This window comes from Natrinema sp. HArc-T2 (assembly GCF_041821085.1).
Classification (GTDB): domain Archaea; phylum Halobacteriota; class Halobacteria; order Halobacteriales; family Natrialbaceae; genus Natrinema.
The window spans coordinates 187,062-204,971 of sequence record NZ_JBGUAZ010000004.1 but is presented as its reverse complement, the minus strand read 5'-3'; the positions used below and the strand labels follow the sequence as shown (position 1 = coordinate 204,971).

16 protein-coding genes are annotated in these 17,910 nt (G+C 64.1%); 4 read left to right on the top strand and 12 right to left on the bottom strand.

Annotated features, from left to right (window positions below; genetic code table 11):
• The first annotated feature begins 66 nt into the window (after positions 1-66).
• On the top strand, positions 67-1,272 hold the full coding sequence (locus ACERI1_RS11765) for an MFS transporter (RefSeq protein WP_373618355.1): 1,206 nt from the start codon (positions 67-69) through the stop codon (positions 1,270-1,272).
• 43 nt (positions 1,273-1,315) lie between these two features.
• Here the strand turns inward: ACERI1_RS11765 and ACERI1_RS11760 are convergent, their stop codons facing one another.
• The 5 genes from ACERI1_RS11760 to ACERI1_RS11740 all read right to left on the bottom strand — a co-directional run bounded on the left by ACERI1_RS11760 (position 1,316) and on the right by ACERI1_RS11740 (position 4,097).
• Positions 1,316-1,690: a VOC family protein gene (locus ACERI1_RS11760; protein ID WP_373618354.1), complete on the bottom strand. Its 375-nt coding sequence runs from the start codon at positions 1,688-1,690 to the stop codon at positions 1,316-1,318.
• Between the two features lie 48 nt (positions 1,691-1,738).
• Positions 1,739-2,401, bottom strand: coding sequence for a helix-turn-helix domain-containing protein (locus tag ACERI1_RS11755; protein ID WP_373618353.1), 663 nt, complete (start codon positions 2,399-2,401; stop codon positions 1,739-1,741).
• A 129-nt stretch (positions 2,402-2,530) separates the two neighbouring features.
• Entirely contained in the window at positions 2,531-2,881 is a 351-nt protein-coding gene (gene sepF, locus ACERI1_RS11750) for a cell division protein SepF (protein ID WP_373618352.1), read from the bottom strand.
• A gap of 81 nt (positions 2,882-2,962) precedes the next feature.
• A complete protein-coding gene (locus ACERI1_RS11745) occupies positions 2,963-3,412 on the bottom strand; it encodes a cyclic nucleotide-binding/CBS domain-containing protein (RefSeq protein ID WP_373618351.1) in 450 nt (149 codons plus the stop codon).
• A gap of 205 nt (positions 3,413-3,617) precedes the next feature.
• Positions 3,618-4,097, bottom strand: coding sequence for an RNA-binding protein (locus ACERI1_RS11740; protein WP_373618350.1), 480 nt, complete (start codon positions 4,095-4,097; stop codon positions 3,618-3,620).
• Positions 4,098-4,383: 286 nt separating this feature from the next.
• Here ACERI1_RS11740 and ACERI1_RS11735 point away from each other — a divergent pair, with 286 nt between their 5' ends.
• Positions 4,384-4,680, top strand: a complete 297-nt coding sequence (locus ACERI1_RS11735) for a hypothetical protein (RefSeq protein WP_373618349.1) — start codon at positions 4,384-4,386, stop codon at positions 4,678-4,680.
• A 93-nt stretch (positions 4,681-4,773) separates the two neighbouring features.
• Positions 4,774-6,072, top strand: coding sequence for an RNB domain-containing ribonuclease (locus ACERI1_RS11730; protein WP_373618348.1), 1,299 nt, complete (start codon positions 4,774-4,776; stop codon positions 6,070-6,072).
• Between the two features lie 7 nt (positions 6,073-6,079).
• Here the strand turns inward: ACERI1_RS11730 and ACERI1_RS11725 are convergent, their stop codons facing one another.
• The 5 genes from ACERI1_RS11725 to ACERI1_RS11705 all read right to left on the bottom strand — a co-directional run bounded on the left by ACERI1_RS11725 (position 6,080) and on the right by ACERI1_RS11705 (position 11,090).
• Positions 6,080-6,628, bottom strand: coding sequence for a GNAT family N-acetyltransferase (locus tag ACERI1_RS11725; protein WP_373618347.1), 549 nt, complete (start codon positions 6,626-6,628; stop codon positions 6,080-6,082).
• Between the two features lie 99 nt (positions 6,629-6,727).
• The gene (locus ACERI1_RS11720) at positions 6,728-7,948 is read right to left on the bottom strand and encodes a PGF-CTERM sorting domain-containing protein (RefSeq protein WP_373618346.1); all 1,221 of its coding nucleotides are present in this window, start codon (positions 7,946-7,948) and stop codon (positions 6,728-6,730) included.
• Between the two features lie 73 nt (positions 7,949-8,021).
• Complete coding sequence (gene kdgK1 / locus ACERI1_RS11715; protein ID WP_373618345.1) at positions 8,022-8,975, bottom strand: bifunctional 2-dehydro-3-deoxygluconokinase/2-dehydro-3-deoxygalactonokinase; 954 nt, start codon at positions 8,973-8,975, stop codon at positions 8,022-8,024.
• A gap of 263 nt (positions 8,976-9,238) precedes the next feature.
• Positions 9,239-10,303 carry an RNA 3'-terminal phosphate cyclase gene (gene rtcA, locus ACERI1_RS11710; protein WP_373618344.1) on the bottom strand — a complete coding sequence of 355 codons (1,065 nt, stop codon included), beginning with the start codon at positions 10,301-10,303 and terminating at the stop codon, positions 9,239-9,241.
• A gap of 163 nt (positions 10,304-10,466) precedes the next feature.
• Positions 10,467-11,090, bottom strand: a complete 624-nt coding sequence (locus tag ACERI1_RS11705; protein ID WP_373618343.1) for an acetate uptake transporter — start codon at positions 11,088-11,090, stop codon at positions 10,467-10,469.
• Between the two features lie 477 nt (positions 11,091-11,567).
• Here ACERI1_RS11705 and ACERI1_RS11700 point away from each other — a divergent pair, with 477 nt between their 5' ends.
• Positions 11,568-12,866, top strand: coding sequence for an MFS transporter (locus ACERI1_RS11700; protein WP_373618342.1), 1,299 nt, complete (start codon positions 11,568-11,570; stop codon positions 12,864-12,866).
• Here the strand turns inward: ACERI1_RS11700 and mutL are convergent.
• Both mutL and mutS read right to left on the bottom strand, forming a co-directional pair.
• On the bottom strand, positions 12,863-15,058 hold the full coding sequence (gene mutL, locus ACERI1_RS11695) for a DNA mismatch repair endonuclease MutL (protein ID WP_373618341.1): 2,196 nt from the start codon (positions 15,056-15,058) through the stop codon (positions 12,863-12,865). The genes ACERI1_RS11700 and mutL overlap by 4 nt on opposite strands.
• Before the next feature lie 115 nt (positions 15,059-15,173).
• Positions 15,174-17,843, bottom strand: coding sequence for a DNA mismatch repair protein MutS (gene mutS, locus ACERI1_RS11690; protein ID WP_373618340.1), 2,670 nt, complete (start codon positions 17,841-17,843; stop codon positions 15,174-15,176).
• Between the last annotated feature and the right edge of the window lie 67 nt (positions 17,844-17,910).

Sequence of the window (17,910 nt, the reverse complement as noted above, 5' to 3'; positions counted from 1 at the left end):
GCTGTCGCCGACGGGCCCTCGAGAACAGTACGTTTTTGAAATCCGTTTGCCAAGGACCACCGGTCGATGAATCGGTCGGACTGGCGGACGGTGGCACTCGTCACGGCGTGGCAGATCGCCGCGAGCATCTGCTATTACACGATCTTCGCCGCGACGCCGTTTTTCCGCGACGAGTTCGGCCTCTCTCGATTTGCGGTCGGGCTCGTGGTCACGATGCTCACGCTGGGCTATGCCGTCTTTCTGTTGCCACTCGGCGCGCTGACGGACCGATTCGGCGAGCGGCTGACGCTGACGCTTGGCCTCCTCGGGCTCGCTGCAGGAGTCGCACTGGTTGCGGGCGCGCCGACGTACGCGCTGTTGCTCGCGACAGTGTTCGTCCTGGGGTCGATGTACGGGACCGCGATGCCCGGGACCAACAAGGCGGTCTTCGACAACGTTGACCCGGCCCGCCAGAACCTCGCGATGGGAATCAAGCAGGTCGGCGTCACCGGCGGCAGCGGCATCAGCGCGCTCTTGATCACCGGTCTCGCTGGCGTCCTGTTCTGGCAGGCCGGGTTTCTCGTCGCCGCTGGTGTCGGCTCGGTCGTCGCTGTCGGTTTCTATCACAGCTACGCGAGCGAGAGCGATGGCAGTGCGGACGGCTATCCCGACTTTCGAGCGCTGCTTGCGAACCGGTCGTACGTCGTGCTGACGGTCGCCGGTCTCTTTCTCGGCGCGGCCCTGTTTACGACCACCGGCTATACGGTCCTGTACGTCGAGGAATCGATCGGTGCGTCCGTCGCCTTTGGCGGGGTCGTCCTCGCGCTCGTTCAGGTGTTCGGCAGCGTCGGTCGCGTACTGACCGGCTGGCTGAGCGACGCGCTGCCGGGTGAGCCCCGTGTCAAGATCGGGCTGGTACTCATTATCCAGTCACTCGGCAGCGCCGTCATGTTCGTCGTGGTCGCAGCGACGACGACCGAACGCAGTGTCGCGATCGCGTTTTCGGCTCTCGGCTTTTTCGTCCTCGGGTACACCGGCGTCTATTACTCCCTCATGGCGACGCTCGTGCGGGCCGACGAGATGGGCGGTGCGACCGCGGGCGGCCAGCTCGCACTCACGAGCGGTGCACTCGTCGCGCCGCCCGCGTTCGGCTCGCTCGCCGACACAGTTGGGTATCGAACCGGCTGGCTGTTCCTGGCCGCCGTCGTGACGATCGCCACCGTGTTCCTCGTCTACGTCCTCCGGACGCCGCCGCCGATCGCGACCCCTGCTGCGGTCGATACGTCCAAGTAGTCGTCCTCGAGCGTCGCTGACCGCCGACTGACCGTCGATGCTCTTACTCGAGGGCTTCGACGAGTTCGACGACGTAGCCGTCGGGATCTTCGACGAACGCGACGCGGAGGCCAAGGTCGTCCATCGTCGTCGGTGCCCGCTGGATTGGGGGATCGACGCGCTCGACCAGTCGTTCGACGGTCTCGTCGGTGCTGTCGACGCTGACGGCGACGTGTGCCATCGTTCCTGAATCGATGTCGGGTCCACCCTCTGGGTCGTACTTGAACTGAAACTCCGCGTTGTCGCCGCCGATATAGACGTTTTCGACATCGTCGTCGCCGGTGAACGACCAGTTTTCGGTCAGGCCGAGCGCGTCGACGTAGAACTCGCGTGTTCGGTCGATATCCGAGACCCACAGCGCCGTGTGAATAACGTCCATATCCGCGAGAAAACGGTCGACGGTCAAAGCGTTACTGGCGTGTGAGCGTCACTGCTGGGACCGATCTGCGTCGAGAATCGCGTCCATGAGCTTCGTCTGGGCTGCTGCCAGATGTTCGGTGAACGTCGAGCGGGCGACGCCGAGTTCCTCTGCGACATCGGTCGCGTTCGCCCCTTTTGGGTACTCGAAATACCCCATCTCGTGGGCCGTCTCGATAATCTCCCGCTGGCGGCCCGTGAGTTGATTTCGATCGACGACGACCGAATCGTCGGAGATATCCTTGTGATCCTGCGAGAGTTCTTCGACGACGACCCCATCGAAGTGTGCACGCAGTTCGTCGACGATGTCGGTGATCGTCTCGAGCTCAAGCGTCCGGAAGGACAGGTACAACGAGCCGTTCTGGGCGCGGACGGACGAAACCGGCGTGCCAGTCGCTTCGATGAGTTCACACGCACAGTTGGTGGCGCTGTCGCGTTCGAATCGGTATATCGTTTCGCGGTTGTTCGATTGGACCGGCGTCACCTCGACGCCATGGTCGCCGGCGACTGACGCGTCTGCTGCGACGCCGAACTCCTCGACGATCGCACCCTCGGTTGTCGGCTGCGACGATCGGGAGACGCCGTCGACTCGCTGGCTGACAGACGCCGAGACATCGGCGAGCGGACAGTCCATTGGCTCGTTGACCACGACCGTTGCGCGAAAGCCCGTCATACCGGTTCGAACGGACGCACACAGCATAATCAAGACCGGCAATTCCCGCAGGGTGAAAATTCAGCGCCTCGCCCGAGGGCGGCACAGCCGTTGTCAGATCGGTGTGTAAACCGCTGTGATCGGTAGCGACTACAGTTTTTCGCGGCTGATTCGGATGCCAGTCGGCGTGATGATCATCTGGTCGTCGCCCTTCCGGACGATGTCGCCGTCGACCTCCTGGGCGACCTGTCGGAGTTCGTCCACGATGTGTTCGACGGTGCTGTCTTCGGTTCGTAAGCGGGTGATATCCGCGATCACGATGTCGCCGTCGTAGACAGCGTCTTTGATATCGATCGCATCGGCCTGTCCGCTGACCTCCGCGATATGGACCTGCATCGTCGCCTCGGCCGATTCCGCAGCGACGTCCTCGAGATTCAGTTCGGCGTAGTCCTCGACAGTTCGCGACTGGTTCCCGCCGAGAATTTTGCTCATCAATCCCATAAACGAGAGAGACCGTCGCTGTGTCCATAGTTCTTACGTCAGACGTGACTGTTCATACGGACTGACTGACAACGACTCGTCTCACCCATCCACCACGAGTTCGTGGCTATCAGCCGAATCGACGCGCATCGATTCGTCGCGTGGCTCGATCTCGAGGTGGTGTCGCGAGAGGTATGGTGCCAGCGTCCGGACCGAAAGCAGGCCACGGTAGGTGCCGTCGTCGACGACGGGGAGGTGTTTGACGCCTGCCGCCTGCATCGTTTTGGCGGCTTCGGATAGCGTCGCGGTCGGCGAGATCGTGGTCACTGGCGACGACATAATCATCCGCACGGCTGGCCTGTCGTCAGTTGTCGCGACCAGCGAGACGATATCCGACTGAGTGACGATACCGACGACCGTCCCATCGACGAGAACGGGCAGCGCGGACACATCTGACCGTCGGAGAGATCTGGCTGCCTCAGACACGGGTGTGCCGGTGGTGATCGTCCGCGGCGAGTGGAGGCGAACGGCGTCGACTGTCAGTTCGATCATCGTTGGTATGTGCTACCACATGACAACACTTAAACGCGGTGGTCATATGTCTTCTAGGAGCTAGTATTACTAGACATATCTACAGCAAACTGTCTAATATGGTTCCATCTGTCTTTCGGTAGTATCACGGCAGCGACGTTCGAAAACGGACCGGCAGTCTCTACACGGGACTCGAGCCGATGGTCGATCGGTGGCAACCGTCCAGTTAGCCAGTGAATTCGTAGAGTTCGTCGCCGACGTGGTGCAGCGAGTCGACGACTTTTCCGTCGTCGCCGACCATGTCCGACCCATCGACGCGGGCGCGACCGACTGCGAGCACCTTTCCGTGGGACTCCTCGGCGATGACGACCAGATCGTCCGGAGAGATGTCGTCGGTGGCCTCCGTGATCCCGGGACGCATCACGTCCGCCCCGTCGCTGACGAACGAGACGGCTCCCGCGTCGACGGTAACCAGCCGTTTGTCGGGTTCGTAGGCGTTGGCCCCGCGGACCGTTGGGAACGGTTCCTCGTCGAAGTATGCGACTCGCGGTTCGCCGTCGATCAGGACGACCTCCCAGTCGGTGTCCTCGAACTCGACGAGTTCGTAGGTGTCACCCTCGGGTGAGACGCCGAGATGGTCCTCGAGTGCGGTCTCGAGTTCGGAGACGGCGTCGCTGCGGAGGTGGTGTCGTGATTTGACCTGCATACCCGTGCTACCGCCTGTATGCATTTAATAGATAAGATTCGACGCTGTCTGCCGGCGACGGAAACGACCACACGCGCCGATTCCGACGACCATCGCGACTCTCACCCAGATACGCTATAGTAACAACTGAAACGATTTACACACCGATCGCACAGCCGTCGTGCGATCGGGTGTGCAGTGACGTTCAGTGGCTACTATAGGGACGCGGTCGCTCGCCCGGCCTGACCGTCACAGCGACCGTGGGATGTGCCAATCGCTAAGTGTTCGCAGACCGTTGGCCCTGCGTATGTGGCCCTCCCGGAACCGGGTGGAAACGGTCACGTGTGTCGCCTGTGGCACCGAGCGACCGCGCGATGAGGCCCGCGAGTACGACAAACACGGCGATCGCTGGGATCGCGAGGACAAGACCTTCGAGTATCTCTGTAAGTCCTGTCACCGCGAGCTGTGTCACCACCCCCGCAACGAACTCGAGGCGCTGTTAGTCGAGCTCGAAGCCGCCGACCGCAGTCAGGAGGCGTTTCTCGCGTGCTATCTCGCAGCGGTCGAGGAGCGATACGGCACGCTCGAGGAACACGAGCGGTAGCGTCTGGGCTGTCCCGTCATGTGGGCCGGCGAGCACACACGGGCTGGCCCGCGTCCCGACACGACTTTCACCCTCACGTCCGTAGCCGTCTCCATGAGTGACGACGCACAGGCCGAGGCCGGCACAGTCGAAGGCCAAGGCCCCGTGGAGGTCTCGGAGGACCTCGCGCGCCATCTCGAGAACAAGCGCGAGGAGCTGTTCGAGAAGTTCGAGATTCCCTACGAGTTCCCGCCGGAAGTCCTCGAGGAAGCTGAAGCCCGGACGGAGGGCGTAACACAGGAAATTACCGACGAGATCGACGAGCGCAAAGACCTGCGCGAGCTGACGACGTGGACGACCGACCCGATCGACGCCCAGGACTTCGACGACGCGCTCTCGATCGAGGAACGCGACGACGAGTACGTCCTCTGGGTGCACATCGCTGACGTAACCCATTACGTCAATCCCGAGACGGCGATGTGGGACGAAGCCGTCGAGCGCAGTAACACGGTCTATCTGCCCGGCTATACGGTCCACATGCTGCCGCCGGTGCTTGCCGAGACGGTCTGTTCGCTGGTGCCAAACGAGGAGCGACTGGCCCACACCGTCGAGATGCACCTCGACAAGGAGAACCTGACCTACGAGAACATCGAGATTTACAAGTCCGTCATCGAGTCCGACGAGCGACTTACGTACGCGCAAGCCGAAAAGCGCCTCGACGACCCCGACGCGCCGCTCCACGAGGAGAACAAGTTGGTCTACGACCTCGCCGAGCGGATGCACGAACAGCGCAAGGAGGACGGCTCGCTCGTCCTCAACCCGAGCCGCGACCGTGCCCACACCATCATCGAGGAGTGCATGCTAAAGGCCAACAAGGCCGTCACGCACGAACTGATGTGGAATCGTGGCGTCTCGGCCATGTACCGAGTCCACCCACAGCCAAGCCCCGACGAGTGGTCCGAGGCCCTCCAGGAGATCCAGGACTTAGACGGCGTCTCGATCCCCGGCAGCACCTGGGACGATCCCCGGAAGGCCGTCAACGCGACGCTCGAGGAGGCGCCCGACCGCCAACTCGACAAGATCCAGTGGGCCGTGATGAAGGTGATGCCCCGGGCCCGCTACATGAACGACCCGTTCGGCGGCCACCACGCGCTGAACTTCGAGATCTACGGCCACTTCACGAGTCCTATCCGCCGTCTGTCTGACCTGATCAACCACTGGATTGTCTACAAAAACGACGTACCGGAGAACCTTGTGCAACTCTGTGATCGGGCCAGCGACAAACAAAAAGACGCCGAGCAGTGCGAACGCGAGTACAAGACCTTCCTCCAGGAGGTCGGTCTCGATCCGATGGCGGTCAACAACCGCGGGATCGAGGTCGTCGATGAGGAAGAAGCAGAGAAGACGCTGTAACGACGCGTCACAACTCCTTCTCGTAGACGTGTTCCTCGAGCCCAGCCGCCAGCCCCGACGGGCGCGTCTCGACGCGATCGAAGCCCCGTGATTCGTAAAACGAGATGCCGATTTCGTTGTCAGCGAGGACGGCCAGCCGAACGCGATCGAAGCCAGCCGACCAGCCGGTCTCAACGGTCTCGAGCAACGCCGTTCCGGACCCCTCGTTCCAGACGGCAGGCCGGACGTATAGGCGCGCGAGAAACGCGACTGCCGTGTTTTCGGGCCACGGAACGACGTGGGCGAAACCATCGAGTTCGGGAGCCGATCGGCAGCCGGCCTCGTCGGCAGCTGCGGCGTTCGATGCCGTCTCGGCGACGATGAACGCGGCGTCGTTGCGGCGTTCGGTGTCGGTAATCGCTGACTCGAGGTCGCCGATCGTATACCAGTCGTCGACGACATCGTCGACCGTGTCGGGGCCGAGTACGTCGTCGTAGGCGGCGTGCCAGCTCTCGCGTGCAATCTCGTGGACGGCCCAGATGTCGTCGACCGTCGCCTGCCGGACGACTCGAGTCACGGGGGAGGCTATCACGGCCGCCGTCAAAAAGCGGCAGGCGACTGCTATTGATCCGTTACCGTCGCGGCAAGCGAGGAATCCGTCTGCGGACGCGCTCCGTTACTGGCGGCTCCGAGCGACGACACCGATCAGCAGGGCGATCAGTGCAGCGCCGGCTCCGAAGCCGGGCGTGCTGTCCCCGGCTCCGTCGTCCGTGTCGTCTTCGGTGGTGTCGTCGTCGCTCGTTTCGGTTTCGGTGCCGTCGTTTCCATCAGTACTGTCACCGGTCCCGTCACCGGCGATCGTCATCGTTCGCTCGGAGAAGTGATTGACCGCGACGTAGACCGTCGCCTGTCCCTCGGCCTCTGCATCCTGAACGACCATGTATCGGGACTCGTCGCTGCCGATCGCACCCTCGAGTTCGCTCTTCGAGGACGCTTCGACGGCGGCTTCACCGTCGACGTGCACCGAGAGGTTCTCGAGGTTGCCGACGGCTTCCTCGGAGACGGTGGTCATCACGACCGTCCCCTCGTGGACGGCCCGGTCGATGGTCACGTTGACCTGATTCGTTGCGGTCTGGCTCGTGGTTGCCGAGGTCTCATGACCATACGAGACGGCGTCGGACACGACCTCGCCGTTGCGCTCAGTCGCGGTCACCTCGACGGCGGCGTTGCCCTCAGCGATCAGCGACTCCTCGTACTGGGCGCGCTCGTCGCGCTCACCATCGGCGTAGGAGCGGAACGCGAGCGTCGCGTTCTCGCTGAGGTCGGCGGTCACGTTGCCGTCAGTGACGCCGACCTCGCCGTCGCCGATTACGAGGAAGACGCCCTCACGACCGTCCGTTTCGACGCGGACCCGATCGCCGTCCTCGCGGGCCTCGGCGCTGGCCCCGAGTTCAGCCTCGACGTACTGGGCCTCGCCGCCGCTCTCGACGACCAGCGTACCACGCGGGGTGTCGTGGGCCGACAGGGTCGCCCCGCTCTCGGCTTCGAGTTCGGTGCTCGCCTGCGTCTCGCTCGCCAGCGACAGGCTCGCGCCGCTCAGGTTCAGTGCCGCCTCGAGCCCGAGATCGGCGTCGAGACCGGTCCCGGCCCCGCTCTCGGCGGCGCTTTGAGACTGGACGGCGACCGACGAGAACGTCTGCTCGCCGTCGATACGGTAGTCAGTGATCGCATCGCCCTGGACGTCGAAAGCGACGTGTGCGCCTGCGCTGGCGTCGCTCTCGGCGGTCGTACTCGATACGCGCTCGGTCGTTGCCGGTGTCGCACCGGCGACCGCGGCCATCGGTACGGAGCTGACGGCCACGAGCAGTGCAACCAGCAATGCGCTTTTCCGGGTCATTCTACCCATGGGTTGAGACTATCCGATAAAATCCCTTCTGACAAATCCGTCCAATCGTCGGGCCGTCGATCCGCTACCGTGAAATGCCCTCGCTGCCGTCTTTGACGACGGCCTCGACCTCGTCGGCGGTGACGAGGGCTGCGTCGCCTGGAATCGTCCGCTTGAGCGCCGCCGTCGCGGCGGCGTACTCGAGGGCGGTTGATACGTCGTCGCCGTCGAGTCGCCGGGCGATGAACGCACCGGTGAAGGCGTCGCCAGTGCCGATCGGATCGACGGTGTCGGTCTCGTAGGCCGCATGATCGTGGACGACACTGTCGTGCCAGCCGACTGCGCCCTCCTCGCCGCGGGTGACGACGACGGTCGTGAAGTCGTACTGGGAGCCGAGTTTGTGGGCGAGTTGGCGCGGATCGCCCTCGAAGCCGAGGACGGTTCGGGCATCGCGGGCGGCGATTACGAGGATGTCGATACCCGGAAACAGTTTCGTGAGCGTCTCTCTGGCCTCGTCGGGTGACCAGAGCTTGTTCCGATAGTTGAAATCGAAGGCGGTCGAGGTGCCGCCCTTGCGGGCTGCCTTGAGCAGGTTTAGCGTCGTGTCCCGCAGCGTCGTCGAGAGCGCGGGCGTGATCCCGGTGGTAAAGAACACCTGTGCGTTCTGGATCCGGTCGATGTCGAACTCGCGGGCTTCCGCGGTCGAGATGGCGGTGTTCTCCCGGTCGTAGATCACGTTCGTGCCGCGTGGCTCGCCCGCGTGCTCGAGATAGTAGGTTCCCTGCCGTCCGCGGTGGCTCCAGACGACGTCCGTCTCGATGCCGTGACCCCGAAGTTCGCCGACGACGCGCCGACCAAGCGGCGTCTCGGGGACTTTCGACAGCCAGGTCGCCGACGCGCCCAGTCGACTCGCCGCGATGGCCACGTTGCTCTCAGCACCGCCGGCACGGACCTCGAGTTCCTCGGCGTTCTCGAGGCGCTCGGCACCCGGTGGCGACAGCCGAAGCATCGTCTCGCCGAAGGTGACGATATCGCTCACGGATCGACCACCCGGCTCGCGAGGCCGCAAACGGCGGTGTGTCCACCAGTCATATTTCCATCAACGGACGGAGGCAATATAAGTCATGGCGGTCGTTCGACCGCCGAACCACCGGACCGCCCGCTGGCGGTCGGCTGCGGACTGGAGGTGCAGAGCCGAAGGCGCTGTAATATAGTAACAACTGAAACGATTGACACACCGATCGCACAGCCGTCGTGCGATCGGGTGTGCATTGACTTTCAGTGGCTACTATAGGCCTCGAGCTACCGCTTCTCGGTCAGCGGCGACGGCACCGACACGATCGTCGTCTCGTCGTCGGACTCGAGTCGAACGTCGACCCCAACGTCCTCGAGTAACGCACACCCCGTCTCGACGTGGTCGGTTACGGCTGGCACCCGAACCCGCCCGCCAGCGAGCGCGAGGATGACCAGCAACTGATCGGCCATGTGGCGGTCGACGGGGGCGCTGCCCTCGAGAAACCGGTTTGCGGCGTCGGCGGCGTCCTCGCCGACACGCTCGGCTGGGGTGGCGCGCTCGCCGAGTGCGGAGACGCCGGCGAGACCGGTCCCGTGATCGAGTCGGAGTACCATCGCGGAACCGGGCGAGCGACTCACTGCGGTCGTCTCACAGCGCTCTACGACTTCGACCGTGTCCGTCAGCCGCTCAAGCGCGCCCTCGATCTGTCGGTGGGCCACGTCTCGCTCGGCCAGCGATGCCGATTCTGTCGCGTAGAGCCGTGCCTCTTCGAGCGAGCCGCGTTCGACGAGGTCGACTCGCTCGAGATCAGAGGGTGCGAGTCGGAGCGTCGCCCGACCGCCGCCGGCAGGGTAGAATCCGCGACGGTCGAGTTCGCAGGCGGCTACGAGGCCGAACCGGCGGACCATGGGTAGTTTCACGTACCGAAAGTAATCCAGCGGCGGCGACCACGCCACGTCCGTCCCGCCGGTCACGGTCACCGACAGCGGCGACTCGAGCACCGTCGCGAGCGGCAGGAGCGCATCGAACAGCAGCGTCACGCTCCCGGCAGTGCCGATATCGACATCGTACGTCCCGCCCGCCAGTCGCCCGCGATACGGGTCTGTCTCCGCGAGTCCCGGCTCGAATTCGACCGTCTCCGCGCCGACCTCGTCGCCCGAGACGTCGGCATCACAGAGGTCAACCATCATCTCGAGGACGGTCAAATGCTGGTGGCGCAAGCCGGGTGTGGACCGATCGCCGCGAACGTGCTCGAGGCGGACGGGTTCGTTCTCGAGGATCGACAGCGCGAGCGCGCTTCGGAGAAACTGGCCGCCGGCGCTCGAGCCATCGAGGACGCGTGGGGGCGTCATAGGCCGCCGTACGTCCTCGAGAACCCTATACTGTCGGTCGAGACGTATGCAAAAGCAGTTATCAACACGATATCCGTCACCGCTGGGGGCCGTCAATAGCTTGAGCCTGACGGGTCTTCGAGCGGCAAACGCATCGACTGATGGCTCGTCTGTGTAGTGCCGATCAGTCGTCGGCGACGTTCATCGAGTCGCGAGTGGTCGGCTTCGACTTGAGCGGCTGGCCGCCCAGCGGGAGGACTTCGGCGTCGAAGCTCCAGTTGGTCACTTCCGCGATGCTGATGTAGAGCGCACCCGCGCCGGTGACGAGTCCGAGGTAGCCACCGAAGGTGACCAGCGACGCGATTCCGAGGATGTCGCCAAAGGCGAGCAGGAAGAACGTGATCGAGAGCATCAGGAAGACGCTCCAGAGCGCCCAGTTGAGCTTGAACGTGCTGATCCACATGCCAACGGTGAACAGGCCCCAGACGAGGAGCACCACACCGATCGCCTGTGCACCAACCGACGGGAGAATCCCGTTGTGGGTCATCGTGATGAGGAGGCCAAACCAGATCCAGAACGCGCCGTAGCTGGTAAAGGCGGTCAGTCCGAAGGTGTTGCCCTCGTTGTACTCCAGCATCCCGACGAGCAACTGGACGAAGCCGCCAAAGCCGAGTGCCATCGGAATCAGCGCCATTTCGAGTTCGAGACCGAAGAGTCCGGAATTAACGAGGCTCAGCAAAATCGTCGTGAGGCTGAACGCAGCCAGGCCAAGAGGGCCTGGGTTTCCGGTGTTGGTATTTGCAGGCATCAAAACACCATAGAGAATCCCGGGTTATAAAGCATGATGTTTGGACAAAAATGGTGACAAACTACAGTAGTATGATGCGCTAGCTAGACACACAGATCGCTATCGAATATGTACGATTGTAACATATAACACAGACATCTTCTGCCGTGGCATCAAATATCACGAACAGAATTCGCATGCAGGGACTATGATCACTGACCCCATCTCTGCCGCGAACCTAATAAAATAATAATGATAAATCTGTCGAACTGTGGCTCGCTGCTCGCTCGAGAAATATATAAGGAATACTATGAATAGTATCAAAACTAGCTGATAATATGGTATTGTTGAGAGGACAGACAGCCAGTTGATCGGGACGGCGCGGACGTTCACAGACCCTGTGAACACGACCGAACTTGTCATACTGGTGCAACGAATCGCTCCGCGGATGTCCGATTGGTGAATCTTTTCGGGGGTTCGGGACAGAACTCTGGAGGTATGCGACGCTGGCGCGGTCCTCGCCGATGGCGGTGGATTCTCTGGGCGACGATGGGCATCGCCTTTCTGCTCGTCAACGCCAATCGGCTCTCGACTGCGGTGCTTGCGGCGGATCTCATGGCCGCGTTTGAAACGACGGGCACACAACTGGGGACGCTTCACGCAGTCTTCTTCTGGGTGTACGCGGCGATGCAGATCCCGACCGGTCTGCTGGCCGACCGCGTCGGCCCGCGGCGAACGGCGACGATCGGCGCGGCGGTAATGGGCGTCGGGACGATCGGATTCGCCACGGCGGACTCGTATCTCGTGGCTGTGCTCGCCCGTGGGTTCGTTGGCCTCGGCGGCAGCGTCATCTTCGTTTGTCTCCTCCGGTTCTGTGCGACCTGGTTTCGCGCTGATGAGTTCGCGACGATGAGCGGTCTGACGTTTACCCTCTCCGGGTTCGGCGGCGTCCTCGCGACGACCCCGCTGGCGATCGCCGTCGGTGCCGTCGGCTGGCGTGTCTCGATCGGGTCACTGGGTGTGGCCGGCCTCGTCGCCGCCGTGGCTGTGTTCGCACTCGTCCGAGATACGCCCGCCCAGGCAGGGTTCGAGCCGCTCGAGGGCGTCCCCCAACGCGAGACACTCACCAACGCGCAACTTCGCTCGTCGCTCGCAGCCGTGCTCCGGGATCCGCTGGTCTGGGTCGTCTCGATCATGCTCTTCTGTATAACCGGCGTGAATCTCACCCTGTTCGGGCTCTGGGGCGTTCCGTACGTCGTCCAGGTGTACGGTGTCTCCGTTACCACGGCGTCGACGATCACCTTGCTCGGCAGCGTCGGGATCATGACCGGGCCGCCGGCGATCGGCTGGCTCTCGGACCGCCTCGAGCGTCGGATGGAACTGATCGTCGCCGGAGCGGGCTGTTTTACGGCCTGTCTCGCCGTGATCGCGACCGCCGGATCGTCGCCGCTCGTCGTCGTGGGTGCGGTCTTTTTCCTGACTGGCTTCCTGCAGGGCGCGTTCTTGCTCGGCTACGCTGTGGTCAAGGATCGCTACCCGAGTAATGCGAGCGGCATCTCGACCGGGACGGTCAACTTCGGTGCGTTCGTCGGGGCGGCGATCTTGCCGACGGTGATGGGCTGGGCGCTCGATACCTACTGGACCGGCGATCTCACCGGTGGCGTGCGTGTCTACACGCCGTTTGGCTATCGGATCGCGTTCGCTATCGCCACCGCCGTCGGCGCGATCTCGTTTTGCTGTGCGATCTGGCTCTACCGACACGAGCACACGGCCCGCCGCACATCTCGAGCAACCTAGCTGCCGTGCCCCGGATAATCCCGTTCGAACCGCGCTTCGAGTTCGGCTTCGTCGAACTTGACGAGCACCGGTCGCCCGTGCGGACAGGAATAGGGGTTCTCACAGTCGTCTAACGCCTCGAGCAGACCGATCACCGACCCCTCGGTCAACGACGTGTTCCCCGTGATCGAGGGATAACAGGCCAGATCGCCGAGGAACTGATCGGCCAGCGCATCGACCGTCTCGGCCCCCGCCTCGTCATCGCCGTCGACAAAGGAGGTGAGCACGTCTCGCAGTCGGTCCGGCTCGAGCGTCTCCTCGAGCACCGCAGGGACGGTCGTCACGGCGACCGTCCGGTCGTCGACCCGATCGGCGTAGAACCCAAGCCGCGAAAGCGCCTCGCGATAGTGCTCGAAGGCCTCGGCCTCCGCGGCGGTCAACTCGAGTTCGACGGGCTCGGCGAGTGCTTGTGCGGTCGGATCGTCGGCGAACGCCTCTTGCAGGCGTTCGTAGTTGACCCGCTCGTCGGCGGCGTGCTGGTCGATCAGGACGAGTCCGTCGGGCGTCTCACAGACCAGATAGGTGTCGTGAAGCTGGCCCAGCACGCGCAGCGACGGCAGCGAGTCGAACTCGGTTTCCTCGCCCGTCGCGGCCTCGCCGGTCAGCGTCCGCTGTTCAGTGGCGGCACTAAACGTGCGTTCCGCGCGGCTATCCGAGTCGCGAGTGCCCCGTGAGTCGTCGTCTCGAGTCGACGCGGACCGATTCGTGTCAGTCTCGGTCGCCGTCGCATCGACCGCGGACTCGCTGTTCGTCTCGGAGACCGGCTCGGTACTTGGCTCCGCTGTAGCCGTCGACGCATCGCCCGTCTCGCGCGCGTTCAATTCCGGGCGTGAGGCGCTGTCGGTGTCGGCATCGGCCTCTGTCTCGGCGCTCCCGCTCGCGGGAGCGTCGGCCAACGGCGTCTCGTCGCTGCTGGCGCCGGATGCCGTCGTCACAGGGTCGCTCGCGTCTGCGTCCGTTCCATCGGACGACGTGGCCGCGTCAGTGCTTTCCTCGAGCGTCGTCGGCTCGTGGTCGACCGTCTCAGTCCCGGTTCGACGGGGCCCTCCGGGCTCGACCCGCGCCTCGCCCGGTGCCGATTGGCCGCGGGGGGCACGGGAACGGAGCAGGCCATGCTCGAGCAGCGCCGACTCGACGGAGGCGTCGACCTGCCGGCGGACCGCATCGTCGTCGTCGAAGCGCACCTCTCGCTTGCGCGGGTGGACGTTCACGTCGACTGCGTCGCCGGGAACCGACAGAAAGAGCGTCACGAAGGGGTAGCGGTCGCCGCCCAGTTGGGTGCCGTACGCGCCCATGATCCCCTCGCGGACGGCGTCGGCGGTCACGGCCCGCCCGTTGACGTACGTCGCGAGGTAGTCTCGACTCGAGCGATTCGTTTCGGGATGGGAGACGAGCCCCGAGACGGACTCGAGCGGGCCCGGCGGAAGTTCGTCGCCGGCGGCCTCAACGGGGATCATCGCAGAAGCGACCTCGCGGCCGTAGACAGACAGCACGGCGGCCTGCAGATCGCCCTGGCCGGTCGTCGCGAACACCTCGCGACCGTCGTGGGTGAGCGAGACCGCAACATCGGGATTTGCAAGTGCGTAGCGCGTGACGACGCGGTTGACGTGAGCGAACTCCGTCGCCGTCGTCTTCAGGAACTTCCGGCGGGCGGGCGTGTTGTAAAACAGGTCCGAGACCTCGACGATCGTCCCCGCGGGACAGCCGGTCGGCTCGACGCTCGTTACGTCACCGCCCTCGTAGACGAGTTCCGTCCCCGCACCGTCGGCGTCGCGGGGGCGCGACTGGATCGTGAGCCGCGACACCGAGCCGATCGTGTGCAGGGCTTCGCCGCGAAAGCCGAGGGTGGCGACGCCCGATTCTAAGTCCTCGAGGCCGTCGATCTTGCTGGTCGTGTGCTCGCGGACGGCCGCCCGGAGGTCCGCCTCGCTCATCCCGTGGCCGTCGTCGGCGACCCGAATCAGTTCGGTGCCGCCGTCCTCGACGGTGATGTCGACGCTCGAGGCATCGGCATCTAAGCTGTTCTCGACGAGTTCCTTAACGGCGCTGGCGGGCCGTTCGACGACTTCGCCGGCAGCGATTCGGGCGACAGTATCTTCGTCTAGCTGGTGGATCTCGGTTTCGGCGTCCGATGGAGTACGCTCGTCACTCATGATAGACAGCGTCGGCACGCAACGGGGAACGACGTGCCTGATGTGCTACTTCCGTCTACCGATGGCGGCTGGTTAGGTCTTACGTCCCTGCTTGGATCGCCTGCAGCGTCTCGTTTCAGTCGTCTTCGAGACGCTCCTGTAACTCCTGGACCTTCGAGACGAGTTCGATCGGTGGCGTCGTGTTGACATCGATCGACTCGAGGTCCTCGAGGACGGTCTCGGTGTCGGGATCGAGCGCCATCTCATCGTCGGTATCCATCGGACCACCGTCGGTCGACGCAGCCTGTGCCTGTGTTTGCATCGTTCCGCTGCCGAGATCGAAGACGGCCTGAACGGGTTCGCTCGAGGCCCCACCTTTGGCCTCGATGGCTTTCTCCTCGCGCAGGCGCGCCAAGACGTCTCGAGCGCGGTCGACGACGGGATCGGGAACGCCTGCGAGGTCGGCGACGTGAATCCCGTAACTGCGATCCGTCGGGCCATCTCGTACCGTCCGGAGGAACGTCACGTCGCCGTCGCGTTCGTCGGCCGCGATGTGGACGTTGGCGACGCGAGGGAGGTTCTCGGCGAGCCCGGTCAGCTCGTGGTAGTGGGTCGCAAAGAGGGTCTTGGCCTGGACTTCGTTGTGGAGATACTCCGTCGCGGCCCACGCGATCGAGATTCCGTCGTAGGTCGCGGTCCCGCGGCCGACCTCGTCGAGGATGACCAGCGACTCCTTGGTCGCTGTGTGGAGGATGTTCGAGAGTTCGCTCATCTCGACCATGAACGTCGAGCGCCCCTGTGCCAGTTCGTCCAACGCGCCGACACGGGTGAAGATGCCGTCGACCAGCCCGACCTCTGCGTCCTTCGCGGGAACGAAACTACCGATCTGGGCCAGCAGGACGATACACGCGACCTGGCGCATGTACGTCGACTTCCCCGACATGTTGGGCCCCGTCACGACGAGAAAGCCCCGCTGCTCGTCGAGTCGCACGTCGTTGGGAACGAACTCCGTCGTCTGCTCGACGACTGGATGGCGACCCTGATCGATCTCGAGGCGATCGCCCTGCTGCAGATCCGGCTTGACCCACCGGTTTTCAGCGGCGTGGGTCGCCAGACTCGCGAGCGCGTCGACGGTCGCCAGCGCTCGCCCGACATCCTGTAGGAGCTCGGCCCGCTCGGCCACCGCCTCGCGGAGTTCACAGAAGAGGTCGTACTCGAGTTCGCCACGTTGTTCCTCGAGTCGGAGGATTTCGCGTTCTTTCGTCTCGAGTTCGTCGGTCGTAAAGCGTTTGGAGTTTTTGAGCGTCTTGATCTGCTCGTAGCCCTCGGGGACGCCGTCGGCGGCGGACTTGCCGACCTGGATGTAGTAGCCGTCGGTTTTGTTCCGGTCGACGGTGACGTGTGAGAGCCCGTGCTGGGCTTTCTCGCGCTCGGCGAGGCTGTCGAGCCACTCCTTGACCGCCTCGTGGCGTTCGATGACCTCGTCGAGGTCGTCGTCGTATCCCCGCTGGAGGAGTTCGCCCTGCCTGACCGTCGACGGCGGGTCGTCGGCGATGGCTTCCTCGAGAGTCTCCTGCAGCTCGGCGGCAGCCTCACGGTCCGGTCGGTCGACGATCTCCGAAAGGGGTGAGCCGGCAAGCTCCGGGTTCGACGCGACGAGTTCGGCGACCGCTGGCAGGACCGACAGCGTTTCGCGGACGGCGACCAGATCCCGCGCGTCGGCGCTTCCGTGGGTCGCCTTCGAGGCCAGTCGCGCCAGATCGTAGGCCTCGCCGAGCGTCTCCTGCAGTTCGTCACGAGCCAGCGCCGCCGTCGACAGCGCAGCGACGGACTCCTGGCGTTGCTCGAGCGTCGCGAGCGACCGGCGGGGTCGCTGGAGCCACTCTTTGAGCAGTCGACCGCCAGCGCTGGTTTCGGTGTGATCAATCGTCTCAAATAGCGACCCGTCGCGTTCCCCCTGCATCGTTTCGGTCAACTCGAGGTTGCGCTGGGTGGTCGCGTCCAGCGTGACGTGGTCGTCGCCGTGATGGGCCTGAATCCGTGTCATCGAGGCGAGGACGCCTGCGCCGGTCTCCTCGACGTACGAGAGGACGGCCCCGGCAGCGGCGATCGCCGGCTCCTCGACGGACAGCCGGTCGACGGTCTCCGTGCCGAACTGTTCGCGCACCTCGTGAGCTGCACGCTTGGGCGCGAACGCCTCCGTCTCGTGAAGCGTCAGGGTTGCATCGCTGCGTTCGCGCACCCGACCCAAGAGGTCGTCGTTGGTTCGCACGTCCGGCCCCGGCAGGACCTCGACCGGATCGAACCGGTAGAGTTCCGTCAGCGCGGTGTCGGCGTCTGGGGCTTCCGCGACGAGAAAGCGGCCAGTCGTCACGTCCGCAAAGGCGAGGCCGTACCCGTCTCCGCTCCCGCTCGAGCCACTGGAACCGTTGCCGTCGACGACCGCCGCCAGATACTGGGCGTCGGCGTCGCTGGTCTCGAGCAAGGTGCCGGGCGTCACGACGCGAACGATCTCGCGGGCGTGGCCGGAGTCGGTCTCGTACTGGTCGGCGACGGCGACCCGGTAGCCGCGTTCGACGAGGGCCTTGAGGTAGGGCGTCAGATCGTCGATCGGCACGCCGGCCATCGGATACGACGAGCCGTGTGAGGACTTTTCGGAGACTTTGAGATCGAGTTCCTCGCTGACGCGTTCGGCGTCCTCGCCGAAGAACTCGTAGAAGTCGCCACACTGCATCGCCAGTAGATCGGCGTCGGTCCCCTCTTTGAGGGCGAAAAACTCGCCGACGATCCCCGTCGCCTCGGTCATACTGAGTGCGTATCGTTCCACCTCAAAAACCCTGCGGGATCCGTAGTGAAAGTGGTCGTGGCGATAC

Coding starts and splice junctions, on each gene's coding strand:
- mutS (WP_373618340.1), bottom strand. CDS start 17,843: ATGACCGAGGCGACGGGGATCGTCGGCGAGTTTTTCGCCCTCAAAGAG.
- ACERI1_RS11735 (WP_373618349.1), top strand. CDS start 4,384: ATGTGGCCCTCCCGGAACCGGGTGGAAACGGTCACGTGTGTCGCCTGT.
- sepF (WP_373618352.1), bottom strand. CDS start 2,881: ATGGGATTGATGAGCAAAATTCTCGGCGGGAACCAGTCGCGAACTGTC.
- ACERI1_RS11740 (WP_373618350.1), bottom strand. CDS start 4,097: ATGCAGGTCAAATCACGACACCACCTCCGCAGCGACGCCGTCTCCGAA.
- rtcA (WP_373618344.1), bottom strand. CDS start 10,303: ATGACGCCCCCACGCGTCCTCGATGGCTCGAGCGCCGGCGGCCAGTTT.
- mutL (WP_373618341.1), bottom strand. CDS start 15,058: ATGAGTGACGAGCGTACTCCATCGGACGCCGAAACCGAGATCCACCAG.
- ACERI1_RS11700 (WP_373618342.1), top strand. CDS start 11,568: ATGCGACGCTGGCGCGGTCCTCGCCGATGGCGGTGGATTCTCTGGGCG.
- ACERI1_RS11730 (WP_373618348.1), top strand. CDS start 4,774: ATGAGTGACGACGCACAGGCCGAGGCCGGCACAGTCGAAGGCCAAGGC.
- ACERI1_RS11765 (WP_373618355.1), top strand. CDS start 67: ATGAATCGGTCGGACTGGCGGACGGTGGCACTCGTCACGGCGTGGCAG.
- ACERI1_RS11760 (WP_373618354.1), bottom strand. CDS start 1,690: ATGGACGTTATTCACACGGCGCTGTGGGTCTCGGATATCGACCGAACA.
- ACERI1_RS11705 (WP_373618343.1), bottom strand. CDS start 11,090: ATGCCTGCAAATACCAACACCGGAAACCCAGGCCCTCTTGGCCTGGCT.
- ACERI1_RS11755 (WP_373618353.1), bottom strand. CDS start 2,401: ATGACGGGCTTTCGCGCAACGGTCGTGGTCAACGAGCCAATGGACTGT.
- ACERI1_RS11720 (WP_373618346.1), bottom strand. CDS start 7,948: ATGACCCGGAAAAGCGCATTGCTGGTTGCACTGCTCGTGGCCGTCAGC.
- ACERI1_RS11745 (WP_373618351.1), bottom strand. CDS start 3,412: ATGATCGAACTGACAGTCGACGCCGTTCGCCTCCACTCGCCGCGGACG.